This is a genomic window from Thalassovita sp., assembly GCF_034670005.1.
GTDB lineage: Bacteria > Pseudomonadota > Alphaproteobacteria > Rhodobacterales > Rhodobacteraceae > Thalassobius.
In genome coordinates, this window is the sequence record NZ_JAXMOH010000005.1 from 79657 (window position 1) to 103141 (window position 23485).

General features: G+C 61.1%; 19 protein-coding genes. 13 read left to right on the forward strand and 6 right to left on the reverse strand.

All coding sequences use genetic code 11. The features are described 5' to 3' along the window. Positions 1-150: 150 nt before the first annotated feature. Positions 151-1806, forward strand: coding sequence for an energy-dependent translational throttle protein EttA (gene ettA / locus VOI23_RS11055; protein WP_323784854.1), 1656 nt, complete (start codon positions 151-153; stop codon positions 1804-1806). Between the two features lie 333 nt (positions 1807-2139). On the opposite strand, the gene VOI23_RS11060 is transcribed toward ettA, so the two are convergent. Further along, complete coding sequence (locus VOI23_RS11060) at positions 2140-2520, reverse strand: hypothetical protein (RefSeq protein ID WP_323784855.1); 381 nt, start codon at positions 2518-2520, stop codon at positions 2140-2142. 186 nt (positions 2521-2706) lie between these two features. Here VOI23_RS11060 and VOI23_RS11065 point away from each other — a divergent pair, with 186 nt between their 5' ends. Next, positions 2707-3114 (forward strand): universal stress protein, encoded by a 408-nt coding sequence (locus VOI23_RS11065; protein WP_323784857.1) that lies wholly within the window; start codon positions 2707-2709, stop codon positions 3112-3114. A gap of 151 nt (positions 3115-3265) precedes the next feature. Here VOI23_RS11065 and VOI23_RS11070 read toward each other — a convergent pair whose 3' ends face one another. The 3 genes from VOI23_RS11070 to VOI23_RS11080 all read right to left on the reverse strand — a co-directional run bounded on the left by VOI23_RS11070 (position 3266) and on the right by VOI23_RS11080 (position 8414). Next, positions 3266-6484, reverse strand: coding sequence for an efflux RND transporter permease subunit (locus tag VOI23_RS11070; protein WP_323784858.1), 3219 nt, complete (start codon positions 6482-6484; stop codon positions 3266-3268). After that, the gene (locus tag VOI23_RS11075) at positions 6477-7448 is read right to left on the reverse strand and encodes an efflux RND transporter periplasmic adaptor subunit (protein ID WP_323784859.1); all 972 of its coding nucleotides are present in this window, start codon (positions 7446-7448) and stop codon (positions 6477-6479) included. The genes VOI23_RS11070 and VOI23_RS11075 overlap by 8 nt, the downstream gene beginning before the upstream one ends. A gap of 312 nt (positions 7449-7760) precedes the next feature. Then, a complete protein-coding gene (locus VOI23_RS11080; protein ID WP_323784860.1) occupies positions 7761-8414 on the reverse strand; it encodes a TetR/AcrR family transcriptional regulator in 654 nt (217 codons plus the stop codon). 61 nt (positions 8415-8475) lie between these two features. Between VOI23_RS11080 and VOI23_RS11085 the strand changes: the two genes are divergently transcribed. The 6 genes from VOI23_RS11085 (at position 8476) to VOI23_RS11110 (ending at position 15089) form a co-directional block, all read left to right on the forward strand. Then, positions 8476-9792 (forward strand): flavin-containing monooxygenase, encoded by a 1317-nt coding sequence (locus tag VOI23_RS11085; protein WP_323784861.1) that lies wholly within the window; start codon positions 8476-8478, stop codon positions 9790-9792. Then, on the forward strand, positions 9789-10685 hold the full coding sequence (locus VOI23_RS11090; protein WP_323784862.1) for a bile acid:sodium symporter family protein: 897 nt from the start codon (positions 9789-9791) through the stop codon (positions 10683-10685). The genes VOI23_RS11085 and VOI23_RS11090 overlap by 4 nt, the downstream gene beginning before the upstream one ends. Next, positions 10682-11611: an SDR family oxidoreductase gene (locus tag VOI23_RS11095; protein ID WP_323784863.1), complete on the forward strand. Its 930-nt coding sequence runs from the start codon at positions 10682-10684 to the stop codon at positions 11609-11611. Before VOI23_RS11090 ends, VOI23_RS11095 begins: the two co-directional genes overlap by 4 nt. After that, positions 11608-12369, forward strand: a complete 762-nt coding sequence (locus tag VOI23_RS11100) for an SDR family NAD(P)-dependent oxidoreductase (protein ID WP_323784864.1) — start codon at positions 11608-11610, stop codon at positions 12367-12369. Before VOI23_RS11095 ends, VOI23_RS11100 begins: the two co-directional genes overlap by 4 nt. A gap of 103 nt (positions 12370-12472) precedes the next feature. Further along, positions 12473-13717 carry a peptidase T gene (pepT, locus tag VOI23_RS11105; protein ID WP_323784865.1) on the forward strand — a complete coding sequence of 415 codons (1245 nt, stop codon included), beginning with the start codon at positions 12473-12475 and terminating at the stop codon, positions 13715-13717. A 64-nt stretch (positions 13718-13781) separates the two neighbouring features. Continuing rightward, positions 13782-15089, forward strand: coding sequence for an FAD-binding oxidoreductase (locus tag VOI23_RS11110; protein WP_323784866.1), 1308 nt, complete (start codon positions 13782-13784; stop codon positions 15087-15089). A 119-nt stretch (positions 15090-15208) separates the two neighbouring features. On the opposite strand, the gene VOI23_RS11115 is transcribed toward VOI23_RS11110, so the two are convergent. Continuing rightward, positions 15209-17137 carry an FAD-dependent monooxygenase gene (locus VOI23_RS11115; RefSeq protein WP_323784867.1) on the reverse strand — a complete coding sequence of 643 codons (1929 nt, stop codon included), beginning with the start codon at positions 17135-17137 and terminating at the stop codon, positions 15209-15211. 335 nt (positions 17138-17472) lie between these two features. After that, on the reverse strand, positions 17473-18660 hold the full coding sequence (locus VOI23_RS11120) for a GAK system CofD-like protein (RefSeq protein ID WP_323784868.1): 1188 nt from the start codon (positions 18658-18660) through the stop codon (positions 17473-17475). Positions 18661-18724: 64 nt separating this feature from the next. On the opposite strand from VOI23_RS11120, the gene VOI23_RS11125 reads away from it, so the two are divergent. Genes VOI23_RS11125 through VOI23_RS11145 form a run of 5 tightly spaced genes read left to right on the forward strand, consistent with a single transcriptional unit; the run spans position 18725 to position 23476 of the window. Next, entirely contained in the window at positions 18725-19186 is a 462-nt protein-coding gene (locus VOI23_RS11125) for an NUDIX domain-containing protein (RefSeq protein ID WP_323784869.1), read from the forward strand. Then, positions 19179-20816: a phosphotransferase gene (locus tag VOI23_RS11130; RefSeq protein WP_323784870.1), complete on the forward strand. Its 1638-nt coding sequence runs from the start codon at positions 19179-19181 to the stop codon at positions 20814-20816. The genes VOI23_RS11125 and VOI23_RS11130 overlap by 8 nt, the downstream gene beginning before the upstream one ends. Continuing rightward, positions 20809-21690: a GAK system ATP-grasp enzyme gene (locus VOI23_RS11135; RefSeq protein WP_323784871.1), complete on the forward strand. Its 882-nt coding sequence runs from the start codon at positions 20809-20811 to the stop codon at positions 21688-21690. Before VOI23_RS11130 ends, VOI23_RS11135 begins: the two co-directional genes overlap by 8 nt. After that, complete coding sequence (locus tag VOI23_RS11140) at positions 21687-22781, forward strand: HprK-related kinase B (protein ID WP_323784872.1); 1095 nt, start codon at positions 21687-21689, stop codon at positions 22779-22781. Before VOI23_RS11135 ends, VOI23_RS11140 begins: the two co-directional genes overlap by 4 nt. Further along, the gene (locus tag VOI23_RS11145; RefSeq protein ID WP_323784873.1) at positions 22778-23476 is read left to right on the forward strand and encodes a histidine phosphatase family protein; all 699 of its coding nucleotides are present in this window, start codon (positions 22778-22780) and stop codon (positions 23474-23476) included. Before VOI23_RS11140 ends, VOI23_RS11145 begins: the two co-directional genes overlap by 4 nt. Positions 23477-23485: the final 9 nt, after the last annotated feature.

Below are 23485 nucleotides of genomic sequence, written 5' to 3' on the forward strand. Positions count from 1 at the left end.
GCATTTCATTTAGGTCCCGCGCTTGGCTCGGTTCCGCATATGCGCCCGCCCAGGCAGGCGCTGCCCTCTCCCACCTTCAACGATTGCCCCCATCCCTGCACTCAGTTATCACACCGTCCAACGTGAAATCCCTGCAACGGAGCGACCCTGATGGCCTCTTACCAGTATGTCTACCACATGTCCGGCGTCTCCAAGACCTATCCGGGCGGCAAGAAATGCTTTGAAAACATTCACCTGAACTTCCTGCCCGGGGTCAAGATCGGCGTCGTAGGCGTCAACGGCTCGGGTAAATCGACCCTGATGCGGATCATGGCCGGGATGGACAAGGATTATCAGGGCGAAGCCTGGGCCGCAGAAGGGGCCAAGGTCGGCTACTTGCCGCAGGAACCGGACCTCGATCCCAACCTCGACGTGCGCGGCAATGTGATGCTGGGCGTGGCCGCGAAAAAGGCCATTCTGGATCGCTATAATGAACTGGCGATGAATTACTCGGACGAAACCGCCGATGAAATGGCCCAGCTTCAGGACGAGATTGACAGCCAGAACCTGTGGGATCTCGACAGTCAGGTCGACATCTCGATGGAGGCGCTGCGCTGCCCGCCCGACGATGCCGATGTGGCGTCGCTTTCGGGCGGTGAAAAACGCCGCGTGGCGCTGTGCAAACTGCTGCTCGAAGCGCCTGATATGTTGCTGCTCGACGAACCGACCAACCACCTGGATGCCGAAACCATCGCGTGGCTGCAACAGCACCTGATCGACTACAAGGGCACCATCCTGATCGTCACCCACGACCGCTATTTCCTCGACGATATCACAAGCTGGATTCTGGAACTCGACCGCGGTCGCGGCATCCCCTACGAAGGCAACTATTCCAACTGGCTGGAACAGAAGGCCAAGCGGCTGTCGCACGAAGCCAAGGAAGACAAGGCGCGGCAGAAAACGCTGGAACGCGAACTTGACTGGATGCGGCAGGGCGCCAAGGCACGGCAGGCCAAGTCGAAGGCCCGGATTCAGTCCTATAACGATCTGGCCAACCAGTCGGAGCGCGAAAAGATCACCCGCGCCCAGATCGTCATCCCCAACGGCCCGCGGCTCGGGTCGAAAGTGATCGAGGTGAAGGGCCTGAAAAAGCACATGGGCGACAAGCTCCTGATCGAAGACCTGTCGTTTGATCTGCCGCCGGGCGGCATCGTCGGCGTGATCGGCCCCAACGGTGCCGGTAAGACGACGCTGTTCCGCATGCTGACCGGGCAGGAACAGCCCGACGAAGGGACCATCGAATACGGCGACACGGTGCAATTGTCCTATGTCGATCAAAGCCGCGACGACCTGAAAGACGACGAAACCGTGTGGGAAGCGATTTCCGGCGGTGCCGAGCTGATCGAACTGGGCGACGCGCAGGTCAATTCGCGCGCCTATTGTTCAAGCTTCAACTTCAAGGGCGGCGACCAGCAGAAGAAACTGAACCTGCTGTCGGGCGGGGAACGCAACCGGGTCCATATGGCGCGGCTGCTGAAAGAAGGCGGCAACGTGCTGTTGCTCGATGAACCGACCAACGATCTGGACGTCGAAACCCTGCGTGCTTTGGAAGACGCGCTGGTCGATTTCGCCGGCTGCGCCGTGGTCATCTCGCATGATCGTTTCTTCCTCGACCGGATCTGTACCCACATCCTCGCCTTCGAGGGCGACGCCCATGTCGAATGGTTCGAAGGCAACTTCGACGATTACGAAGAAGACAAGAAGCGCCGGCTGGGACCGGACGCGCTGGAACCCAAGCGGCTCAAGTACAAGAAGTTCACGCGGTGATAAGAAGGCGGCCTCCGGGCCGCCTTTTCCTTTTTAGAGAGCCTTTTATAGTCAGATTTAGAGACCTTCGGTTTTGGCTGAATCATGCTTTGTGGTTTGTACCTAGCGAGCCGTGGACTGCGTGTTCACATGCACCCTCCTTGCCCAACCACACCCCGCCCGGAATAAAGTCGCGCTTTGCGCGCCGCCGGGCATCGCCCGACCGCCCCATGGGCGGGCGATTTTGCACCGCCATCGCGACGCCCCGGCGTGGGCCATTGATTGTACCATAAACCGCTGCCGACTGGCCGTCGGATCGCCCGCCCGCGCTCGGGCGATGCCCGGCTCGCCCCCTCAATCCTTTTCGAAATACCCCTTGTTCCAGTTCTTGCTGGAACATTTGGCGGTCATCGTCATTGATCTGCGGGCCGGGGCAGACGACGCGGTCAGGCTCACATCCACGAAGCGGGGCGCGAATTCGATCTGAACCCGGTTGCGTTCCATCGTCGGCAATCTGGCAATACCGGCGCGGAACGTCGCATATCTACCGGTTGTCAGGTCCCGCACCACGAACATGTCGTCCTGCATATCGCACAGGTTGTTGAGCTTGATTTTGGCCTCAATGCGGGACGGCGGCCCCGAAATCAGGTCCACGATATCGTCACGCAGCATGAACGCCACGATAAGGCCTGACAGGCCAAGACCCAAGCCGATCCAAACGCGGGGCAAATTCATCGAAACCCTTTCCTCAGGAATAGATTCATTCCGGGGAAATGGAATAATCCGATGCTGTTCATTATTAAAACGGCTTCAAGACGATTTTTTTAAGAGAATTCCCGACGTCACGAACAACCTGACCTGTGTCAAAGTTTGCCGGAACAAGCTGTGGCACCGTGTCTGCGGAAAAGAGGAGAAACCGCGATGTATGAAAATGTTCTCGTCCCTGTGTCGTTCGAAGAAAACCGCGACTCGATCGGGGCACTGGAAATTGCCGATGCGATCCGTTCGGATACCGGGAAAATCACGCTATTGCATGTGATGGAAGAAGTGCCGGGCTATGCGCTGACCTATATTCCCGCCGATTTCCACGACAATGCACGGCAATCGATTGCCGAGGAACTGGTGAAGATTGCCGGCGATATGAAAGACATGGACGTCCGTGTGGTCGATGGGCATTCGGGCCGCACGATCGTCGATTACGCCGAAGAAAACGGGGTCGACTGCATCGTGATCGCGTCGCACCGTCCGGGCATGCAGAACCTGCTGCTGGGCAGCACGGCGACTCAGGTCGTGCGTCACGCCCAATGCGCGGTCCACGTTCTGCGCTGATCGCCGCCTTTACTGAATAAAAAGACCCGCCTTTCGTGGCGGGTCTTGTCGTTTTCGGGGCAGGGCGATCACCGTTTCAACAATGCGCTTGCGATGGCCGCTTTCATCGCATGGCGAAGCAAACGGCCATCCGATAAAGCGTCACACGACCTTACATCTTCGCCACGCGATAGATCGCCGGGATCACCAGCACCGTCAGCGCGGTCGAGGTCAGCAGACCAAACAGCAGCGAAATCGCCAGACCCTGAAAAATCGGGTCCATCAAGATCACTGCCGCGCCGATCATCGCCGCCAGCGCGGTCAGCAGGATCGGCTTGAACCGCGTGGCTCCCGCCGCGATCAGGATATCGATACTGACCTCGCCATCGTCATCGGCGTTGCGGATGAAGTCCACCAACAGGATCGAGTTACGCACGATGATCCCGGCCAGAGCGATGAAACCGATCATCGAGGGGGCCGAAAACGGCGCGTTGAACAACCAGTGGCCGAACATGATCCCGAGGAAGGTCAGCGGCACCGGCGTCAGGATCACCAGCGGCAGGCGGAAGCTGCCGAATTGCGCCACCACCAGGATGTAAATGCCCAGCAAAGCCACGCCAAAGGCTGCTCCCATATCGCGGAACGTGACCCAGGTCACTTCCCATTCCCCGTCCCACAACAGCGTCGGATGCGTGGTCTCAGCGGGCTGGCCGTGCATCGAAATTTCCGGCTTCACGCCTTCGGGCCATTCCATGCCGTCCAGAATGTCGCTCACCGCCAGCATCCCGTAAAGCGGTGCTTCGAACCGGCCGGCCATTTCCCCCATCACCATGATGGTGTCGATGCCGTTATGGCGGAAAATCGGGTAGGATGTCTTTTCCTCCGTCACCCGCACAACATCACCCAACTCGACAACCCCGCGTCCCCCCGGCAGCGCATCGGCCGGGACCGGTGTCGACAACGCGGTGGCGTCCAGCACCCGTTCGGAACGGTCGCGCGACAGCACGATCGGGATCGGCCGCCGGCCGCCATCGCGATGCGAATAGCCCACCTTGCCGGACCCATAGAGCAGCGACAGCGTGGTCAGCGCATCGGATTCCTGAACCCGGTAGAAATCCAGATCCGAGGGGTCCAGCACGACCCGCACGCGGCGCGCCTGTTCGCCATAATTGTCATCGACGTCGACCACGTAAGGGATCTCTTCGAAGGCCGACCGCACCCGTTCGGCCACCATGCGACGGGTTTCGGCATCAGGTCCGTATATTTCCGCCATCAGGGTTGAAATCACCGGCGGGCCGGGCGGTGGTTCGACGGTCTTCAGAACGGTGCCTTTGGGCACTTTCAACTCGTCCAGCCGGGACCGCAGATCCAGCGCGATATCGTGGCTGCTGCGATCCCTTTCACCTTTCGGTGCAAGGTTGATCTGCACATCGCCCATTTCGGGGTTCATCCGCAGATAATAATGCCGCACCAGCCCGTTGAAATTGAACGGCGACGCGGTGCCCGCATGGGTCTGAACCGATATCACCTCCGGCAGCGCCAGCGCGATCCGCGCCACTTCCTGCGCGACCGCATCGGTCGCCTCGACGGAACTTCCCTCTTGCAGGTCGATCACCACCGACAGTTCGGACTTGTTGTCGAACGGCAGCAGCTTAACCGTCACATCGCGGGTATAGAGCGCGGCAAGCGACCCGAAGGACAGAACCGCCACGACCAGCAGGAAAAACACCGAGGTCGATTTGCGCTTCAGCAATGGCCGCGCGATTGCGGCATAGGCACGGCCCAGACCGCCACCGGGCACCCCATCCTTGTCTTCGGTATGGTGCAACGGCGCACGACCAGCGATTTTCAGCATCAGCCACGGGGTGATGATCACCGCCACGAAGAACGAGAAAATCATCGCCGCCGAGGCGTTGGCCGGAATCGGGCTCATATAGGGGCCCATCAGCCCGGACACGAACAGCATCGGCAGCAGCGCAACCACCACGGTCAACGTCGCCACGATGGTCGGATTGCCGACCTCGGCCACAGCCGCAACGGTAGCCCCGAACCGACTCTGTTCGGCGCTTTTTTGCGACCAGTGCCGGGCGATATTTTCGATCACCACGATCGCATCGTCCACCAGGATACCGATTGAAAAAATCAGCGCGAACAACGACACCCGGTTCAGCGTATAACCCATGATCCATGCGGCGAAGAGAGTCAGCAGGATCGTGACGGGGATGACGATTGCCACCACCAACGCTTCGCGCCAACCGATCGCCAGCAGCACAAGAACCACGATGGACAGCGTCGCTAGGCCCAGATGAAACAGAAGCTCATTGGCTTTTTCATCTGCGGTTTCGCCATAATCCCGGGTCACTTCAACCTCGATCGAGGACGGAATGATATCGCCCTCCATCGCATGAACCCGGTGCAGGATTTCCTCTGCGACCACGACCGCGTTGGCCCCGGCGCGCTTGGCCACGGCCAGCGTGACGGCCGGACGGCGCTCCACGCTGTCGTCGCTACGGGTCAGGGTCGACACGTAATGCCCGCCGATATCCGTTTTCAGCGATACCTCGGCCACGTCGCGCACGTATATGGTGCGCCCGTCGCGGGCCGTCAGTTCAAGATTGCCGATATCTGTCGGGGTCGTCAGCGTTTCGCCGACCATCAACCCGACCTGTTCGCCATGTTCACGCAGCATCCCCACTGGGATAGAGGTGTTGGCCCCCTCGATCTTGCCCCAGAGCTGTTGCAGCGTGACCCCGTAAAGCGCCAGCTTCGACGGGTCCGGATTGACGCGCAGTTGCGTTTCGGTGCCGCCAATGATGTAGGTCAGGCCGACATCGTCGATCGCGGCAAGCCGGGTTTCGACTTCTTTCACGGTTTGTGTCAGATCGGCGGATGTAACTGCATCCTGCCCTTCAACGGGCGCAAAGGTCAGCGCAACGATCGCCACGTCGTTAATGCCCCGACCGACGACCAAAGGTTCGGGAATGCCGACCGGGATCCGGTCGAGATTGGCAAGGATCTTGTCGCGCACGCGCAAGATCGCGGTATCGGCGGACACCCCGACCATGAACCGCGCCGTCACCATCACGGCGTCGTCCCGGGTTTCGGAATAGACATGTTCGACGTCGTCGATGCCCTTGACGATGGTTTCCAGCGGTTCAGTCACCAGCTTGACCGCGTCGCCGGCCTTCAGCCCGACCGCCTGAACATGAATATCAACCAGAGGCACCGAAATCTGCGGTTCTTCTTCGCGTGGCAGCGCAGCAAGCGCAATCAGCCCAACCGCGAGAGAGGCCAGCAGGAAAAGCGGCGTCAGCGGCGAAACAAGGAAAGCACGGGTCAGGTGACCGGCGAGTCCGAGGGCCCCGGTTGGGCCGGAACCTTGATTACTCATTGCCAATCACCACGCGGTCGCCTGCTTCCAGACCGGTCAGGACCTCGCGCCAGACGGCGCCGTCCCGCATAACCTCGATGCCGGGGATGATCACGCGGCCAACCGGGCCTTCCGGCGTTTCGATGGTCACGAAATCAAGCCCGCCTCCACGGCTCAACGCCGCCTCGGGGATCAGGATCACCTGACGTTCCCCGACCGGCAGCCGCACCGGCAGCCGCAGGCCAAGATAGCGATCATCGAGGTCCGTTACCTCGACATCCGCCTGTACCCGGCCACCTTGGATTTGCGGATAGAGTTTGGCAATCGTACCGGTACGCTGCCCCGCGCTGCCTTCGATCTGGATCTCGTCGCCTTCCTCAAATGCGCCAGCAAAGCGTTCCGGGATCGACAGGCGCAGGAACACGCCGCCGCTGCCGATCTGAGCCACCGCTTCTCCCGGTCCAAGGACCGATCCCTGCGAAACCGGAACCGCAAGCACGATCCCCGCTTCCGGGGCCAGAACGTCGCCTTCTTCGATCTGGCGACGGATCACCTGGCGTTGCGCTTCGGTCGAACTGATCTGACCGACAAGAACATCCACCGCCGTTTGCAGCGCGTCCAGACGCTGTTCGGTTATTGTGCCACGTTCCAGCAATTGCTTGCCGCGCGTCAGTTCTGCTTCGGCGTTGGTCATCTGGGCTTCCAGAGAATCGAGGTTGGCGTTCAAGGCGTCGATCTGCACGCCCAGCTTGTCATCCTCGATCGTCGCAATGACCTGTCCGGCTTCGACCCTGTCCCCTTCGGTCACCGCGAGTGACACCAACGTGCCGGAAATCCGCGCCCGCGCCGGCAGCAGATTGCGCGCCTTTATCTCGCCGTAGACGGGCTTCCATTCCGTGACAGGCTCAAGCCTGACAGCCAGAGTTTCGGCCGACAACGTCGATCCAAGGAAGAGTAATAGCATCGAAATATATGAAAATTTCATGGGAACCCCAGCGACGAATCATGTTATATTCATTATTTAGCATGTTTAAGCGGGCTTTAAATACCAGTTCTGAAAAAACGCTAATAACGACAGTCTTGTACCGGTCGCATATCATGTCGGTCCGCGTGATTTCGCGGCCTTCTGCGGTCAATACTTGCGGCACTCAGAGAGGCGACGACTATGTGCTCCTCTGACTACTCCCATCCTGTACATTGGGGTGTGGTCCGTCAACAACTGGAATGCACCACACATTTCCGAATTCGCCGGCGTCGCTTCATGGCCGCATCGGTCATGACGGGTCCGCAATCGCCGTCACCGGCGGGCGGTAAGGCCCGCCGCGCAAAAACGGACCAGGTGCTGAATTTGATCGTCTTCGGGTGCCGCGGTGCCGCCAAGCGCGCCGATCCGTCCCTGTGAGGTCAGCAGCGCCAGCATCGCCGAGACACAGAATACGAACCCTTCGGCGGCCTCGTGGCGGGGCACACCGGGCGCGAGGCCGACGATTTCCGACAGGAAAACCTCGGCCGTGGGGTCGAAGCATTCCTGCGAAATCATCTGCCAGCGGTCGTCAGCCGATGCAAAGGCGACAAGCCGGGCATAGTCGCGCCAGCGGGGGTCTTCCCGGGACAGGTCGAAAAACGGTCGTATGAAGGCCGACAGCAGCGTTTCCATCGTTAACGCGCCCTCATCGCGCAGCCGGGTCAGCGCATCGAGGCGCGCGCGCGACAGCGGCTCGGCCCGGCGCGCGACCGTCTGATGAAACAGCACCTCCTTGCCGCCACCATGATGATGCACCGACCCGACCGGTTCACCGGCTTCGGATGCGATGTCGCGGATGGTCGCCCCGTCGAATCCCCGGTCTGCAAACACCTTCTCGGCGGCATCTAGAATCCGTTTTCGGGTTGCCAGAGACCGCTTCGAAGGCGCTCTTTTACGTTTGGCATCAAATGGTTCTGTGGTGGTCATGAAAATATCTTGCCTTATTTTGAACAACTGTTCAAGTTAAGAGTATCTAAGGGAGGATACTATGATCGAAGCGCGCGACCGGCTCGCCCTGATAGGGGCGGGGCCGATGGGTTTGGCAACGGCGCAGCTGTTGGCCGAGCATGGGATCGATTTTCAGGGCTTTGAGTTGCATACCGATGTCGGGGGGCTGTGGGACATCGATGCGCCGCGTTCCACGATGTATGACTCCGCGCATTTGATTTCGTCCAGGAAGATGACGGAATTTGCCAATTTTCCCATGCGCGACGACGTGGCGGAATACCCGTCGCATCGGGAACTGAAGCGGTATTTTCAGGATTACGCCCGCCATTTCGACCTCTACCGGCATTACAGGTTCGGGGCCGAGGTACTGTCGTGCAAACCGTTGGGTGGGTCCGGCGACGGTTGGGAACTCACCTGGCGCGACGCCGGGGGCGAACACACTCAGACCTTTGCCGGGGTGCTGATCGCCAACGGCACACTCAGCACGCCCAACATGCCCGAATTCAAAGGCGACTTCAGCGGCGAGTTGATCCATTCTTCGGCCTATCGCAACGCCAGCCAGTTCGACGGCAAGCGGGTTCTGGTGATCGGGGCGGGCAATTCCGGCTGCGACATCGCGGTCGACGCGATCCATCATGGCACGGTCTGCGACCTGTCGATGCGGCGCGGCTATTACTTCGTACCCAAATACGTTTTCGGCAAACCGGCCGATACGCTGGGCGGTGCGGTCAAGTTGCCGATGGCGCTGAAACGGGTCGTGGATGGTCTGATCCTGAAATGGTTCGTCGGCAATCCGCAGAAATACGGCTTTCCCAAACCCGATTACAAACTCTACGAAAGCCACCCGGTGGTGAATTCGCTGGTGCTCTATCATGCGGGTCATGGCGACATCAAGATTCGACCCGATATCGACCGGTTCAACGGCAACACGGTGCATTTCAAAGATGGGACGCAGGCGGATTACGATATGGTCCTCGCCGCCACCGGCTACAAGCTCGACTATCCGTTCATCGACAATGCGCTGCTCAACTGGCAAGGCGATGCGCCGCATCTCTACCTCAACTGCATGCATCCAGACCGCGACGACCTTTTCGTGCTTGGCATGGTCGAGGCATCGGGCCTTGGCTGGCAGGGGCGCTATGAACAGGCCGAAATGGTTGTCCGCTATATCGAAGGATTGCGCGACGGCAACGCGGCGGCCCGCAGCTTGCAGAAAACCAAACATGACGGCTTTGTCCGCGCGACAGGGGGAATGAACTATATCGACCTGCCGCGCATGGCCTATTACGTCGACAAGGCGACGTATCGCAAATCGGTTTGCCAATGGATCGGCAAGCTTGAAGGAGCCTCGGCATGATAGACGAGGCTGTTCTGAATTTTGCGCCCGGCTCGCTGATGCTGCTGAACGCGATCCTTGCTGTTGTGATGTTTTCCATCGCCATCGATCTGCGGCCTAGCGACTTCAAGCTGCTGGTGCAGGTGCCCAAACCGCTGCTTGTCGGGCTGCTGTCGCAATTCATCGTGCTGCCGCTGCTGACCTTCCTGATGATCCTCGCGCTTCAGCCACAGGCGTCGGTGGCGCTGGGTCTGACGCTGGTGGCGGCCTGTCCCGGGGGTAATATTTCCAACTTCATCACCCACCGCGCCGGTGGCAACACCGCATTGTCTGTGTCGATGACCGCGCTGGCGACGGTTGGGGCCATCGTGTTGACCCCGTTCAACATTGCGTTCTGGGGCGGTCTTTATGAACCCTCAGCGGCGATCCTGCGCGCGACCGAAATAGACCCGGTGCAGATCGCGATCACGGTCGGGTTGATGCTGATCCTGCCGCTGGTGCTGGGCGTGACGCTGAATGCCAAACGGCCCGGGCTGGCGGCGCGGATGCGGCGCCCGCTGCAATGGCTGTCGATGGGGATTTTCGTGGCTTTTATCGTGCTGGCTCTGGCGGCCAACTGGGCGCAGTTTCTGGCCTATGCTGGCGGTATCGCGGGGCTTGTGGTGTTGCATAATGCGCTGGCCTTTGGCGGCGGCTATGCCACCGCCACGGTGGCTGGGCTTTCGCCCTTCAACCGCCGGGCTGTCACGATCGAAACCGGCATCCAGAATTCGGGCCTCGGACTGGTGTTGATCTTCAGCTTCTTCGGGGGCTTGGGCGGCATGGCCGTGGTCGCGGCATTCTGGGGGATCTGGCACGCCATTTCCGGCATCGCGCTGGCCGCTGTCATGAACCGGACGAAGGCGCGCCGATGACCAATATCCTGATCACCGGCGGGGCCGGAATGGTGGGCCGGGCCTTGGCTGACGAATTGCCATATGCCGATATCGTCGCCACCGATCTGGCGCGGGGAAAATTGCCGGACGCGGTGCGGTTTCGCAGGATGGACGTCACCGGCGCCGACCCCGCGCGGATCATCGCGGAAGAAACCCCCGACGTCGTGGTGCATCTGGCGTCGATCGTCACCCCGCCGCCGGGGATGACCCGGCAAGACGCCTATGCCGTCGACGTGACCGGAACCCGCAACGTGCTCGACGCCTGCGTGAAACAGGGGGTGAAACGGCTGGTGGTGACCAGTTCGGGCGCCGCCTATGGCTATCACGCCGACAACCCGGTGCCGCTGCGCGAAACCGATCCTTGCCGGGGCAATGCCGAATTCGCCTATTCCGACCACAAACGGCTGGTCGAGGAAATGCTGGCCGAGGCGCGCAAAACGCATCCCGACCTGGAACAGGTGGTGTTGCGGGTCGGAACCGTGCTGGGGGCAGGGGTCGAAAACCAGATCACCGCGCTGTTCCATCGCCCGCGAATTCTGGCGATCCGGGGCAGCGACAGCCCGTTCGTTTTCATCTGGACCCGCGATCTGGCCCGGATCGTCAAACGGGCGGCGACGGACGGCCCGCCGGGCATCTTCAACGTGGCGGGTGACGGTTGGCTCAGCGTCGATGATCTGGCCCGCGCCTTGGGAAAACCGGTGCTGCGACTGCCTGCCTGGGCACTGAAGGCGGCGCTTGGGGTTGCGCATCCGCTACGCCTGTCGCGCTATGGACCTGAACAGGTGCGGTTCCTGCAATACCGCCCGGTGCTGGCCAATGACCGGCTCAAGCAGGTGTTCGGCTATGAACCAGAACTCAGCTCTGCCGCGGTGTTCACCCTGTGGAAACGGGGGGCAGGTCTATGAAGACGGCGGTGATTTCGGGCGGCAATGGCGGGCTGGGACGGGCTTTGGCAGCAGCGCTGGAAGCCAAGGGATGGCACTGTGTGCTGATGGACGTGAATATCGACGGGCTGGACCCGGGCGAAACCCGGACACCGGTGCAAGTGGACCTGACCGACGCGGCAGCCCTGCGGCAGGCAGCGGCGAAGGTGATCACGGCGCGCCCCTCCATCGACATGGTGATCTATAATGCCGGGGTGTCGCAGATCGGTCCCTTCGCCGGGACCGATGAGGCCAGTCACCGGCGGGTGTTCGAGATCAATTATTTTGCCGCAGTGGGCATGGCCCGCGCCTTTCTGTCGGCCGTGCGCCAATGCGGCGGTACCCACCTGGCGATTTCATCGGTCGCAGGCTTTGCGCCGCTGCACAACCGTACCGCATATGCTGCGTCGAAACATGCGTTGGAGGGGTTCTTTGGATCGCTACGTTCCGAAGAAGCCCCCTTCGGTGTGCGTACGCTGATCGCTGCACCCAGTTTCGTGGCGACCAATATCGGCAATGACAAACGCTCCGGCGATGGGATCATGCGGCCCGGCGCGGCGGCGGACGGGGTCGATTACATGCTGCCCGATGATGCTGCGGCGGTGATCCTGCGCGGTGTCGAAAAAGGCCGGGAATTCATCCCGGTGGGCCGGGTGGCAAGGCTGGCATCGTGGATGATGCGTGCCTCGCCACGGTTTTATCAATGGGCAATGCGGCGCAACATCAGCGGTCAGCATTGAGCGACCCTGCGCCCCGGCGCGTTTTTCGCCGTTCCACCCCGGGGCGAGGGCTTGACACTTCGCGGCACAGCCAGTCCTCTCGCGTCGAAAGGCAGGGAAACTCATGCACACCAAATTCGACAGGGAACTCGAAGATCGTCTCGTCCGCTACGCTGCAATCGACAGCCAGAGCGACGAAGACTCGTCCACGTCCCCCAGCACGGATATTCAATTCGATATTCTGCGATTGCTGGAAACCGAACTGACCGAAATCGGGGCGCAGGATGTCCAGCTCACCGATTACGGCGTCGTTCTGGCAACGATCCCGGGCACTGTTGACGGGCCGACCGTCGGGTTGCTGGCCCATGTCGATACTGCGCCGCAATTCAATGCCACCGGCGTCAAGCCCCGGGTCATCCGGGGCTATAATGGCGGCGATATCAGTTTCCCCGACGACGCATCGCTGGTGCTGTCGCCGCAAGTGTCGCCCTATCTGGCTGGCAAGCAGGGGCATGACATCATCACCGCCTCGGGCACCACGCTGCTGGGCGCAGATGACAAGGCGGGTGTGTCGATCATCATGACTGCCGCCCGCCACCTGCTGGAAAATCCCGATATTCCGCATGGCCCGGTCCGCATCGCCTTCACCCCGGACGAAGAAATCGGGCGCGGCGTGTCCCAGCCCTTGCCCAAGGATCTGGGCGCCGATTTCGCCTATACCTTTGACGGCGGCAAGGTGGGCGAGATCGAGTATGAAACCTTTTCCGCCGACGGGGCCGAAATCACGATCACCGGCGTGTCGATCCATCCCGGTTTCGCCAAGGACAAGATGGTGAACGCCATCCACCTTGCGTCCAAAATCATCCAGACCCTGCCACAGGCCACCATGACGCCCGAAGTCACCGATGGGGTCGAGGGATTCATTCATGCCACCGAAATGACCGGCGGATCGTCGGAGATGAAGATCAAGCTGATCCTGCGCGATTTCGAACGCGAAGGTTTGGCCGAAAAGGGTGAATTGCTGCGACAGGTCTGTGCTGCGGTGCAGGCCACCGAACCGCGCGCCACCATCACCTGCAATATCCGTCCGCAATACCGCAATATGCGCTATTGGCTGGAAAACGACATGACCCCGGTCGACCTGGCCCGCGATGCCTGCCGTGAACTGGGAATGGACCCGGTTTCGGTGCCGATCCGGGGCGGCACCGACGGGTCGCGGCTGACCGAAATGGGCGTGCCGACACCAAACCTGTTTACCGGGATGCAGAATATCCACGGCCCGCTTGAATGGATTTCGGTGCAGGACATGGCGGTTGCGACCGAATTCTGCCTGACGCTTCTGGGGCTGGCCGCGAAAGGCAATAAGTGACCCCGACAGGCAGGCCATGGGCTGGTGTCGGTATCGCAATTTGAACGGCTGAAGGGATAGACGCGTGGACCTGACCGGAATTCGTCACAGCCCGTATTGGCTTGAACAGGTGGGGCCTGCCCCGGATACGTCCGGGCCGCTTCCGGCCAAGGTGGATGTTCTGGTGGTCGGCGCGGGCTATACCGGCCTGAACGCGGCGATCATGACCGCGCGCGGTGGACGTTCGACGCTGGTCGTGGATGCCGAAGATCCCGGATTCGGCTGCTCAACCCGAAACGGCGGTCAGGTCAGCACCAGCGTGAAACCTTCGCTGCAGGCACTGTCGGCGAAATTCGGGGCGCATAAGGCGCGCGCGATACGCGACGAAGGTGCGCAGGCGTTGGACTGGATCGGGGATTTCGTGGCTTCTGAAGGGCTGGATTGCGATTTCCGCCGCTCCGGGCGATTTCATGCGGCGCATACGCCGGGCCATTACGAAGCGCTGGTGCGCGACGCAGAGCTGATGCGCCGCCGCGAAGGCATCGAAAGCTTCGCTGTCCCCCGCCATGACCAGCGCAGCGAACTTGGCACGGACAGCTATTTTGGCGGCGTCGTATTCCCGCGTCACTGCGCCTTGCAGCCGGCGAAATATCATCGTGAACTGCTGCGCCTCGCCATCGCGGCGGGAACGCAGGTGGTCGGGCACTGCACCGTTTCAGACATCGAAAGGACCGGCGCGGGATTTGCTGTAAAAACCGCCAATGGCACGGTTTTGGCGCGCGACGTGATCGTTGCCACCAACGGCTATAGCGGCAAACTGGTGCCTTGGCTGGCTCGTCGGGTGATCCCGATCGGCAGCTACATCATTGTCACCGAAGACCTGCCGGAACAACTGGTCGATGACCTGTTTCCAACCGACCGCGTTGTCGGCGATACCTGTAAGGTCATCTATTACTACCGCGCAACACCGGACCGCAGGCGGGTTTCCTTCGGCGGTCGCGTTTCAGCCGGAGAGATCGACCCGCATATCAGCACCCCAAGACTTTATCAGGCGATGTGCCGGATTTTTCCCGAACTCCGCGAGTATCGGGTGTCGCACGCTTGGAACGGTATGGTGGCCTATAGTTTCGACGAATTGCCGCATATCGGCATCCATGACGGGGTACATTACGCGCTGGGCTACTGCGGGTCCGGGGTCTCGATGGCAGGCTATTTGGGGATGCGGTTGGGTCAGAAAGTACTGGGCCTGTCCGAAGGCAGGACGGCTTTCGACGATCTGCGTCATCCGACCCGCCCGTTTTATACCGGCAAACCTTGGTTCCTGCCCGCAGCGGTGGCTTGGTACAGATGCAGGGATCAGGTGCAACACCACTGGGCGCAGCGGATGAAGTAAAGCTGTTCGATGGAACCAGACTTGCGAAACACCGACCCGTGCCGTTCACGTTTTCGGTGAAAACTTTCAGACTGGGTGCCCGTTGTTCGGGCACCCATTGTTTTCTGACTGGCGCAGGGTCAACTTTGGTTCGCGGGCAGCAGGAAGCGTTCGAAGAAATCCGACAGATATTCACGCGCCTCCAAAGGCAACACATGGGCGATGTATTGATCGGGACGGACCACGATCATGCAACCCCGGTCGCGGTCAATGCCGCGCATGTCAAAAATGTCACCCGCCCCTTTGTGATCCACGCAGAAGATTTTCGAATGATCCTGCAAACCCAGTTTGCCCGTTCTGGGCTTGAGCAGTGACGGCATGTCCTCATAGGCAAGCTGGTCGAAGGTCTGTTGGAACACCGCCCGCAGGTCGATGACCGCGTCGATATCTTCATCCGCGCGGGTGAATTTCACCACCGGCGAGGCCGGATCGGATTCAAGCCAGTCGGCAAGCGTGTGGATCTTCGACCCGCGATCCGAACTATCGTCTTTCCCGGCAAAGGCGTAAATCCGCCACCGGCCATCGGCTTCTGCGGCATGGCCAAGCTGCATCTGCTTGGCATCCGACAGCCGCACCACCGGGGCCGAATGGAACCGGCGACCGATCTCTTCGCCGGTGGCCAGACCCTGATGGGCCGGGGCGCCAACCAGTGCCGATTGATGATACTGCACCGCCAGCCCACCGGTGAATTCAAGGTTCTCGATGAACTGTTTCTGAAACCTCGGCATGTCGGACCCGTCGAGTTCGGATTCCCCCGGCGGGGCGGACATGATCCTTGCCCATTCGTGGTCGGTATCGACCAGCCGCTTGGCTTCGGCCCAGCGTTCCGCCGAATAGCTGTGCAAAAGGTGCGGCTCGGACCGGCCCTGCAGCACATGCGCCAGCTTCCAACCAAGGTTGAACGTGTCCTGCATCGAAACATTCATTCCCTGACCCGCCTTGGGGCTGTGGGTGTGGCAGGCGTCACCGGCGGTAAAGACGCGCGGGAAACGGGTCTCGGCTTCGCCCTCGGGCACGTCGTCGAACTTGTCGGTCATCCGGTGCCCGATTTCGTAAATCGACCACCACACCACCTCTTTCACGTCGATCGTGTAGGGCTGCATGATCCGGTTTGCCGCCACGATCATGTGCTCGGCGGTGAAATTGCGGCTGCTGACGCGCTCGTCTTCGTTCAGCTTGTCCAGTTCCACATACATCCGGAACAGGTACCCGCCCTCGCGCGGCAGGATCAGCACGTTGCCCTCATGCGCCGATGTGATCAGGCATTTCTGTCGCACGTCGGGGAAATCGGTATTGGCAAGGATATCCATCACGCCCCAGGCCTGATGCGCGGCATCGCCATGCAGCGTGCCGCCGATCGCCTTGCGAACATTCGACCGTGCCCCGTCGCAGCCGACCACGTAATTGGCCCGCACGGTTTTCGTCGCGCCCGCGTTCACCCCGGTATTTTCCAGCGTCACGGTGACCGGGTGATCATCGGTCGTGGTGTCGATGGTCAGATCCCGAACCGCCCAGCCATAATCGGGTTCCAGCCGCGAAGCCGAATTTTTCATCACGTCAAGGAACAGTTCATGCACCCGCGCCTGATTGATCAGAGTGTGGGGCATTTCGGATGAATCGTCTGCCACATCCTGCACCCGGCCAATCCGCCTGATATGCGCGGGATTTTCCGGGTTGGGGGTCCAGAAGGCGGTCTGGTTCACCCAATAGCTTTCGCGCTTGACCGTTTCGGCGAAGCCGAAAGCCTGGAACATCTCCATCGTGCGGGTGTTGACGCCATCGGCCTGACCCTTTTCGATCGGGCCGGGTTTGCTTTCGACGATCATCGTGTCGATCTCAGGAAATTGCGACAGTTGAGCCGCAAGGCAAAGCCCCGCCGGCCCGCAGCCCGCGATCAGCACGTCGACCTTTTCGGGCAATGGCGCGAAGGGACCGCGATCGCGGCGGCACGGAGCTGCGGTCTTGATGTCCGGGTCACCCCCACGAAATCCGTCCACATAGAATTGCATTTCGGTTCCTCCTCGTCCTGCGGTCTGCGCAATAGGTCTGAATGCGACAATTAGTAATTGCACTACCTAACTTGAGTCAAGCATTAATAAGCGTACGACTTATTAATGCAGAATGCATCGGCTTCAGCACCGTGACCAGTTGCCCCCTCCAAGCATGGCGCGCCTATACTGTCGGCGCGCAAGGTGGGCGGGATCGGGCTGGAATCCTCTCGATCACCCGGCGCCCGAACGATTTGAACGGCTTGACAGTTGTCTTGCGCGGGACGCGCCTGAGCGCGCGCCGCGCCGACGATCTGGGTCTGACCGGGATTTGCCCCCCTTGCCGGGCTATCGGATCATGTGAGCGACAACAGGGCTTCGCACACTTTTACCGGATCGTATCGCTGCGGATTGTCCGCCTTCTTCAGGGGCAAAGCCACCAAGGGAAGGCCGAAACGCGCCTTGAGTTGCGCGGTTTCTGCGGCGTCGAAACTGTCGCCATCGCACAGCACCACGCTGATCAGATCCGCGACCGGACAATCCGCACCGGCATCCGCCCGCAAGGCAGCAAGGATCGCCGCCACCTGATCGGTCAGGCTCATACCGGGGCATTCAGGATCGGAGCCAAGGCTGGGCAGGTAAACCTTGGGCACGCGCCGCTGCGCGATCGACCGTCCGGTGTGTTTCGGCAGCAGGTTCGCAATCACGCTGCTATACAGACTGCCGGGCGGGTAGCAGATCAAATCGGCCTGCCCGATAAGCTTGCGGTTGCGCTTGGGCAGGACAACGTCGTCGCGCGACAGCCGGGCACCGTTCTGCGACAGGAACAGCTCGCGGATTGGCGCGGTGATCGGGGCCACTTCCTTTCCGGTCATCAATCGTTGCGTCGGCACCATGCTGCCATCGCTCAATACCGCCCCGATATCGAGATTTTGGTCCACGATCGCCCGCACGGTCCCCTGTACCGCCACCATCTTGGACATCAGAAACAGAACCGGTTCCAGCGCCCGGTCATTGGCCAGATACCCGCCCGCCAGTATCAGGTTGCCGACGCTGGCCCCGGCAAAATCGAAATCCGTTGGGCACTGGGCCGCAAAGACCTTGATTTGCGACAGGATCAGGCTTCGCATCGGTTGGGAAATCGCTTTCATCAAGCGGTGGCACCCGTCCAGAAGTTCAGTGAATTCCGCCGACAGTTCCGCCGCTGACGCCCGCGCCGGCAACCGATAGGAAAACAGCCGGAAAATATCAGGCTGACCCAGCACGGATTCGTCGGCCAGCGCCATCAGGCGGCTGCGAAGATCACCGACCGCAGGCATCCCGAACGCGTCCCGCAGAACCTGAGAACTGCCACCGCTGTCGAACGGGGTGATCAGATGGATCGAATTATGAGTGTAAAGCTTGAGAACCTGAGCGATCTCGTTCAGCGCGCTGCCGCCCGAAAAAAACAACATCAGCGGCCCCAGATTGGGCAGGCTCCGGGCCCGTGCCACGCGCAATGTGTCGGGAAATTCCGCGTTGCGGGTGATCTGAAGGTCTGACATTCTCGAAGCCTCCCGAAGACCCGCGCATCCGATACAATTCTGTTTCATTTGGACTTTACCACCCATGGACAAGACGTCGAATGGATTTCTTGCAGGCCTGCGTCCCTGCGCGCGGGCGGTGATCGTACGGAACGGAGAATTGCTGGTGCAGGTCAAATCCAAACCGGCCCGCGGGAAATACCTGTCTCTGCCCGGCGGCAAGCAGGAACCGGGCGAAACGCTGATCCAGTGCGTGATCCGCGAATGCGCCGAAGAAATTGGCGCGACCGTCACCGTGGGGCCTTTGCTGCATGTGGCCGAAGTTTTCCGCAACAAGACCGGCCAGCGCCGTCACCAGATCGATATTTTATTCGCCTGCTCAGTCCCTGCGGATTACGTGCCCCGGCTTGGCCCGTATCCGGACCGGTCACAGATCGCGACCGCATGGGTGCCGGTGCAAGAGGCCGCACAGCGGCTGCACCCGGCCTTCGGTGCCGCACTGACCGACAGCGATCCCGCTGTTTATCTGGGCGTCTATGATGACTAAACTGCCCCGTGGTGTGCGCGAAAACCTTCATTTCCTCTGCGCCGAACTGGATGGGCAATTGTCCAGTGCCGAATCCTATTTCGAAGCCCCCGATCCGGCCAGGGCGCAAAACGTCATCCTGCGGGCGGGCTATTCCTATAACCTGTGGTCGCGGGTGCAAAGCGCGGCCTTGCGCGGCCTTGCCGCCAAGAAAACCACCCGCGAAGCGCAGGCACAGTTGCACAATGCGGCGCTGGTGGCGCGCAATCTCGATCTGATCGCGCGCATGGCGCGGCGCAGCCTTGAACATGCCGAAGAGGTCGAACACAAGGCCCTGCTGCGTCCCGAAGCCTATCCCAAGATCATTCGGCGCGTGCGCAAGCGGATCAGGGCGATCCTGCCCGCGATCGAATCCCGCGACAGCGAAATGGCGATCAAGATCGGCCGGACCAAGGCCGAACTGGATGCGCACTATGACCAGTTGTTCCGCACCTATACCCGCGACATGCGCAAATCCAAACATACCGAGGATCTGGCGATCAGCCTGCTTGCGGCAAATGAAATTCACCGTATGGGCAACGCGTTGCAAGCGACGAGCGAAGCGATCTTGTCGGCAAGCATCGGGCAATCGGTTCATTTCGACCGCTATTTTTCGCTCCGTAACATGCTGTCTGACGCCGATGGAGCGCCGGGCGATCTGGAACTCGAACCGCTGGCCGAAACCCGTTCGGGCAGCACCATCGCGGGGGTCCGGGCCAGGGACACGGCGGGCGACAGCTTCGACGCGGTGTTCAAGGACGGAGACCTGGGCAAGGTCCGCGAAGAACGCGCTGGCGTGAAACGCTGGGATTCGATCTATCCCGGCTTGGCCCCCAAGATCCTGTCTTATGAAAAAAGCGGCCAATCCGCCGCGCTGCTGATCGAATATCTGCACGGACAGACCTTTGAACAGGTGCTGCTGGGCGAAAGCGACGCCGATCTGGAACAGGTGCAGGTGGTTCTGGCCAAGACGCTGCGCGACATCTGGAAACGCACCCGGACCGACGAACCGGCCGACATGGCATCAATGAAGCAGTTGCGCAAACGCCTGCCGGAGGTCTACCGGGTGCATCCGGAATTCGAAACGACCGCGTCGCGGATCGGCGATCTGGGGTTGGACGGGTTCGAAACGACGGTACGCCGCGCCGCTGACCGTGAAACAGGTCTGCCCGCGCCTTTTTCGGTCCATATTCACGGCGATTTCAACCTCGACAACGTGATTTTCGACGCGACCGAGAATAAAATCCATTTCATCGACCTACACCGGTCGCGGTTCATGGATTACGTGCAGGACGTGTCGGTCTTCATGGTGTCCAATTACCGGCTTCAGGCGCATGATGCGCAAACCCGGCGCCGGGTGGCGCAGGTGGCGTCCAACGTGCATGACATGGCCGCCAGATTTGCCCGGTCTCAGGGCGACAAGACCTTCGAATACCGGCTGGCCCTGGGCCTGGCGCGCAGTTTTGCCACCTCGACCCGTTTCGTTTATGACAAATCCCACGCCCGGCGGATGTTCGTGCGGGCGCGGTTCCTGCTGGAAACTGCCATCGCCTGTCCGCCGGGCAAAGAAAGCCGGCTGAAACTGCCGATTAAGGAGCTTTTTCGTGGCTGAACCTAAAATCGGGATCATCGGTATCCCGGGAAAATGGTCGACCGAGGCACTGGCCGACGCGGTCGCAGCGCGCACCGGAATACGCCGGGTGATCGACATGAGCCGGGTGATGCTGGATCTCGACAGCGGCGCGCTGATGCATGACGGCGAAGACCTGTGCAGCTATGACGCGCTGATCGTCAAGAAGATCAGCGAAACCTACTCTCCGCACGTTCTGGACCGGCTGGAACTTTTGCGCATGGCCCAGGCCCGCGGCGTTCGCATCTTCTCTAACCCCGAAGCGATCCTGCGGCTGATCGACCGGCTGGCCTGTACCATGTCGCTTCGGTTGGCCGATATCCCGATGCCGCGCACCCGCGTGACCGAAGATCTGACCGAAGCCGAAGCAGCGGTCGATCTTTACGGCAGCGCGGTGTTCAAACCGCTGTATTCCACCAAGGCGCGCGGCATGTATGTGATCGAAAGCGGGGCAGGGGCTGCCGCGCAGATCCGCGATTTCGCCGCCGGGAACCCGGTCATGTATATTCAGGAAAAACTGGACCTCTCGGGACAGGACCTTGGAATGGTGTTCCTGAACGGCGATTACCTGTGTACCTATGCGCGGGTCTCGGCCTCCGATACCTGGAACACCACCATTCACAGCGGCGGAAAATATGCGCCCTATGACCCGGACCCCGACCTGATCGACCTGGCGCGCCGGGCACAGGCCCCGTTCGGGCTCAGCTTCACCACCGTGGATGTGGCGATGACGGCGCAGGGTCCGATCGTGTTCGAAGTCTCGGCCTTTGGCGGGTTTCGCGGCGCGCGCGACGGCTGCGGCATGGATGCGGCGGCGCTATTGGCCCGGCATGTCATCAAAGAGGTCGCAGCATGACCCTGCTCAGTGTTTCCGATGTACTCGACAGGCTCGACCGGGCGGCCTTGCGCGACACCCCGCCGATTCTGATCGCGGTCGGCGCCCTGCGCTTGCGGATCAATTGTCTCGACCCGTTGCGGAGCCAACTGGCGCAATATTTCTCCGAAATCCTGACCACGGACGGCCCGGCGGATATCGAGATCGATATCCTTGACGGTCAGACGCTCGACCCGGCCCCCGATTGGATCGACTGGGCGCGCGATCCGGGTAAAACCGGGCGCAAGGACGCCGTTCACGACCTTGCCGATGGGCGGCTGATCCACAAACGGCGTACCGGCGTGACCTTCCTGCAATCGCGCGCGGCGCTGGTGGCGTTCGGCCCGGTGCATGACAATCCCAGCCAGATGATCAATTTCGCCAACACTCAGGTTCTGAACGCTTGTCTGCGCGACAATTGGCAGATCTGCCATGCGGCGGCGGTCACCACCGGGACCACGACGCTGGCCGTTGCCGGGTTGTCGGGCGGCGGAAAGTCGACCTCGGTGCTGCGGAAGATGGATATTCCCGGCACGGCTTTCGTGTCCAACGACCGCCTCATGGTGCGGTCGGGCGATCCCGTGCCTCAGGCTCTTGGCATCCCCAAGCATCCCCGGATCAATCCGGGCACCATTCTGCACAATCCACGCCTGCACCCGCTGCTGCCGGAGGATCGTTTGGCTGAACTGGCCGCTATGCCGCCCGGCGACCTGTGGGATCTGGAAGAAAAATACGACCTGATCGTGCCCGATATCTATGGACCCGGCCGGATGCAGATGGACGCGCCTCTGACCGATTTCTGGGTCCTGAACTGGCAGCGCGACGGCGCAACGCCGACCGCGGTAACCGAAGTTACGCTGCCCGACCGACCTGACCTGCTTGCCGCGATCATGAAAAGCCCCGGACCGTTCTACGAAGATGCAGGCGGGCGGTTCCTGACCGACCGCACGCCGCTTGATCCCGCACCATACTTGCACGCCCTGCACGGGGTGCGGGTCAGCGAAGTGTCCGGCCGGGTCGATTTCGACGCGCTTTTCGCCATCGCGGACCGCCTGTTGGGTTCCGGCGGATGAACGGGCGCATTGTCGCCCTGATACGGCACGGCGCCTATCATCAGCGCCCGGACACGCCAAGCGCCCTGCAACCTTACCCGTTGACCGAAACAGGCATCGCGCAGGCCCGCACCTGCGGCGACGGGATCGTCCGGTTGCTGGATGAAAACGGCTGGCGGCTTGATCCGGTCGCCCATTCGTCGCTGCAATTGCGTGCATGGCAGACGGCGCAGACCGTGGCCGAAACCCTGATATCCGCAGGCCACGCCCTGCGGATTGAACAAACGCCGGACCTGTCGGAACGCGCACTCGGCAGCGCCGCCAACCTGACGATTGGGGAAATCGAGGAGGTGCTGCGCCGCGACCCGCGCTTTGACGTGCCGCCGCCGGGCTGGAAGGCTGACCGGGACTACCAATTGCCGCTGCATGGGGCGGAATCGCTGAAAATGGCCGGGGCGCGGGTCGCGGCATGGCTCCGTGATCTGGTGGCGCAGCCCGCCGTAGCGGACCCGCCCCTGCTGACGCTGGTTTTCGGCCACGGCGCTGCGTTCCGGCATGCGGCGCATGATCTGGCTGTGCTGACCCTCGCGGAAATCGCCAGATTCAGCATGTATCATGCCCAACCGTTACTCCTGTGTTACAAAGGCAATGATACTTGGTCCCATTGCGGTGGCGCCTGGAAGCCCCGCCGCAGTCAGGAAACTGCGCTGGACTGAGGACCTCAC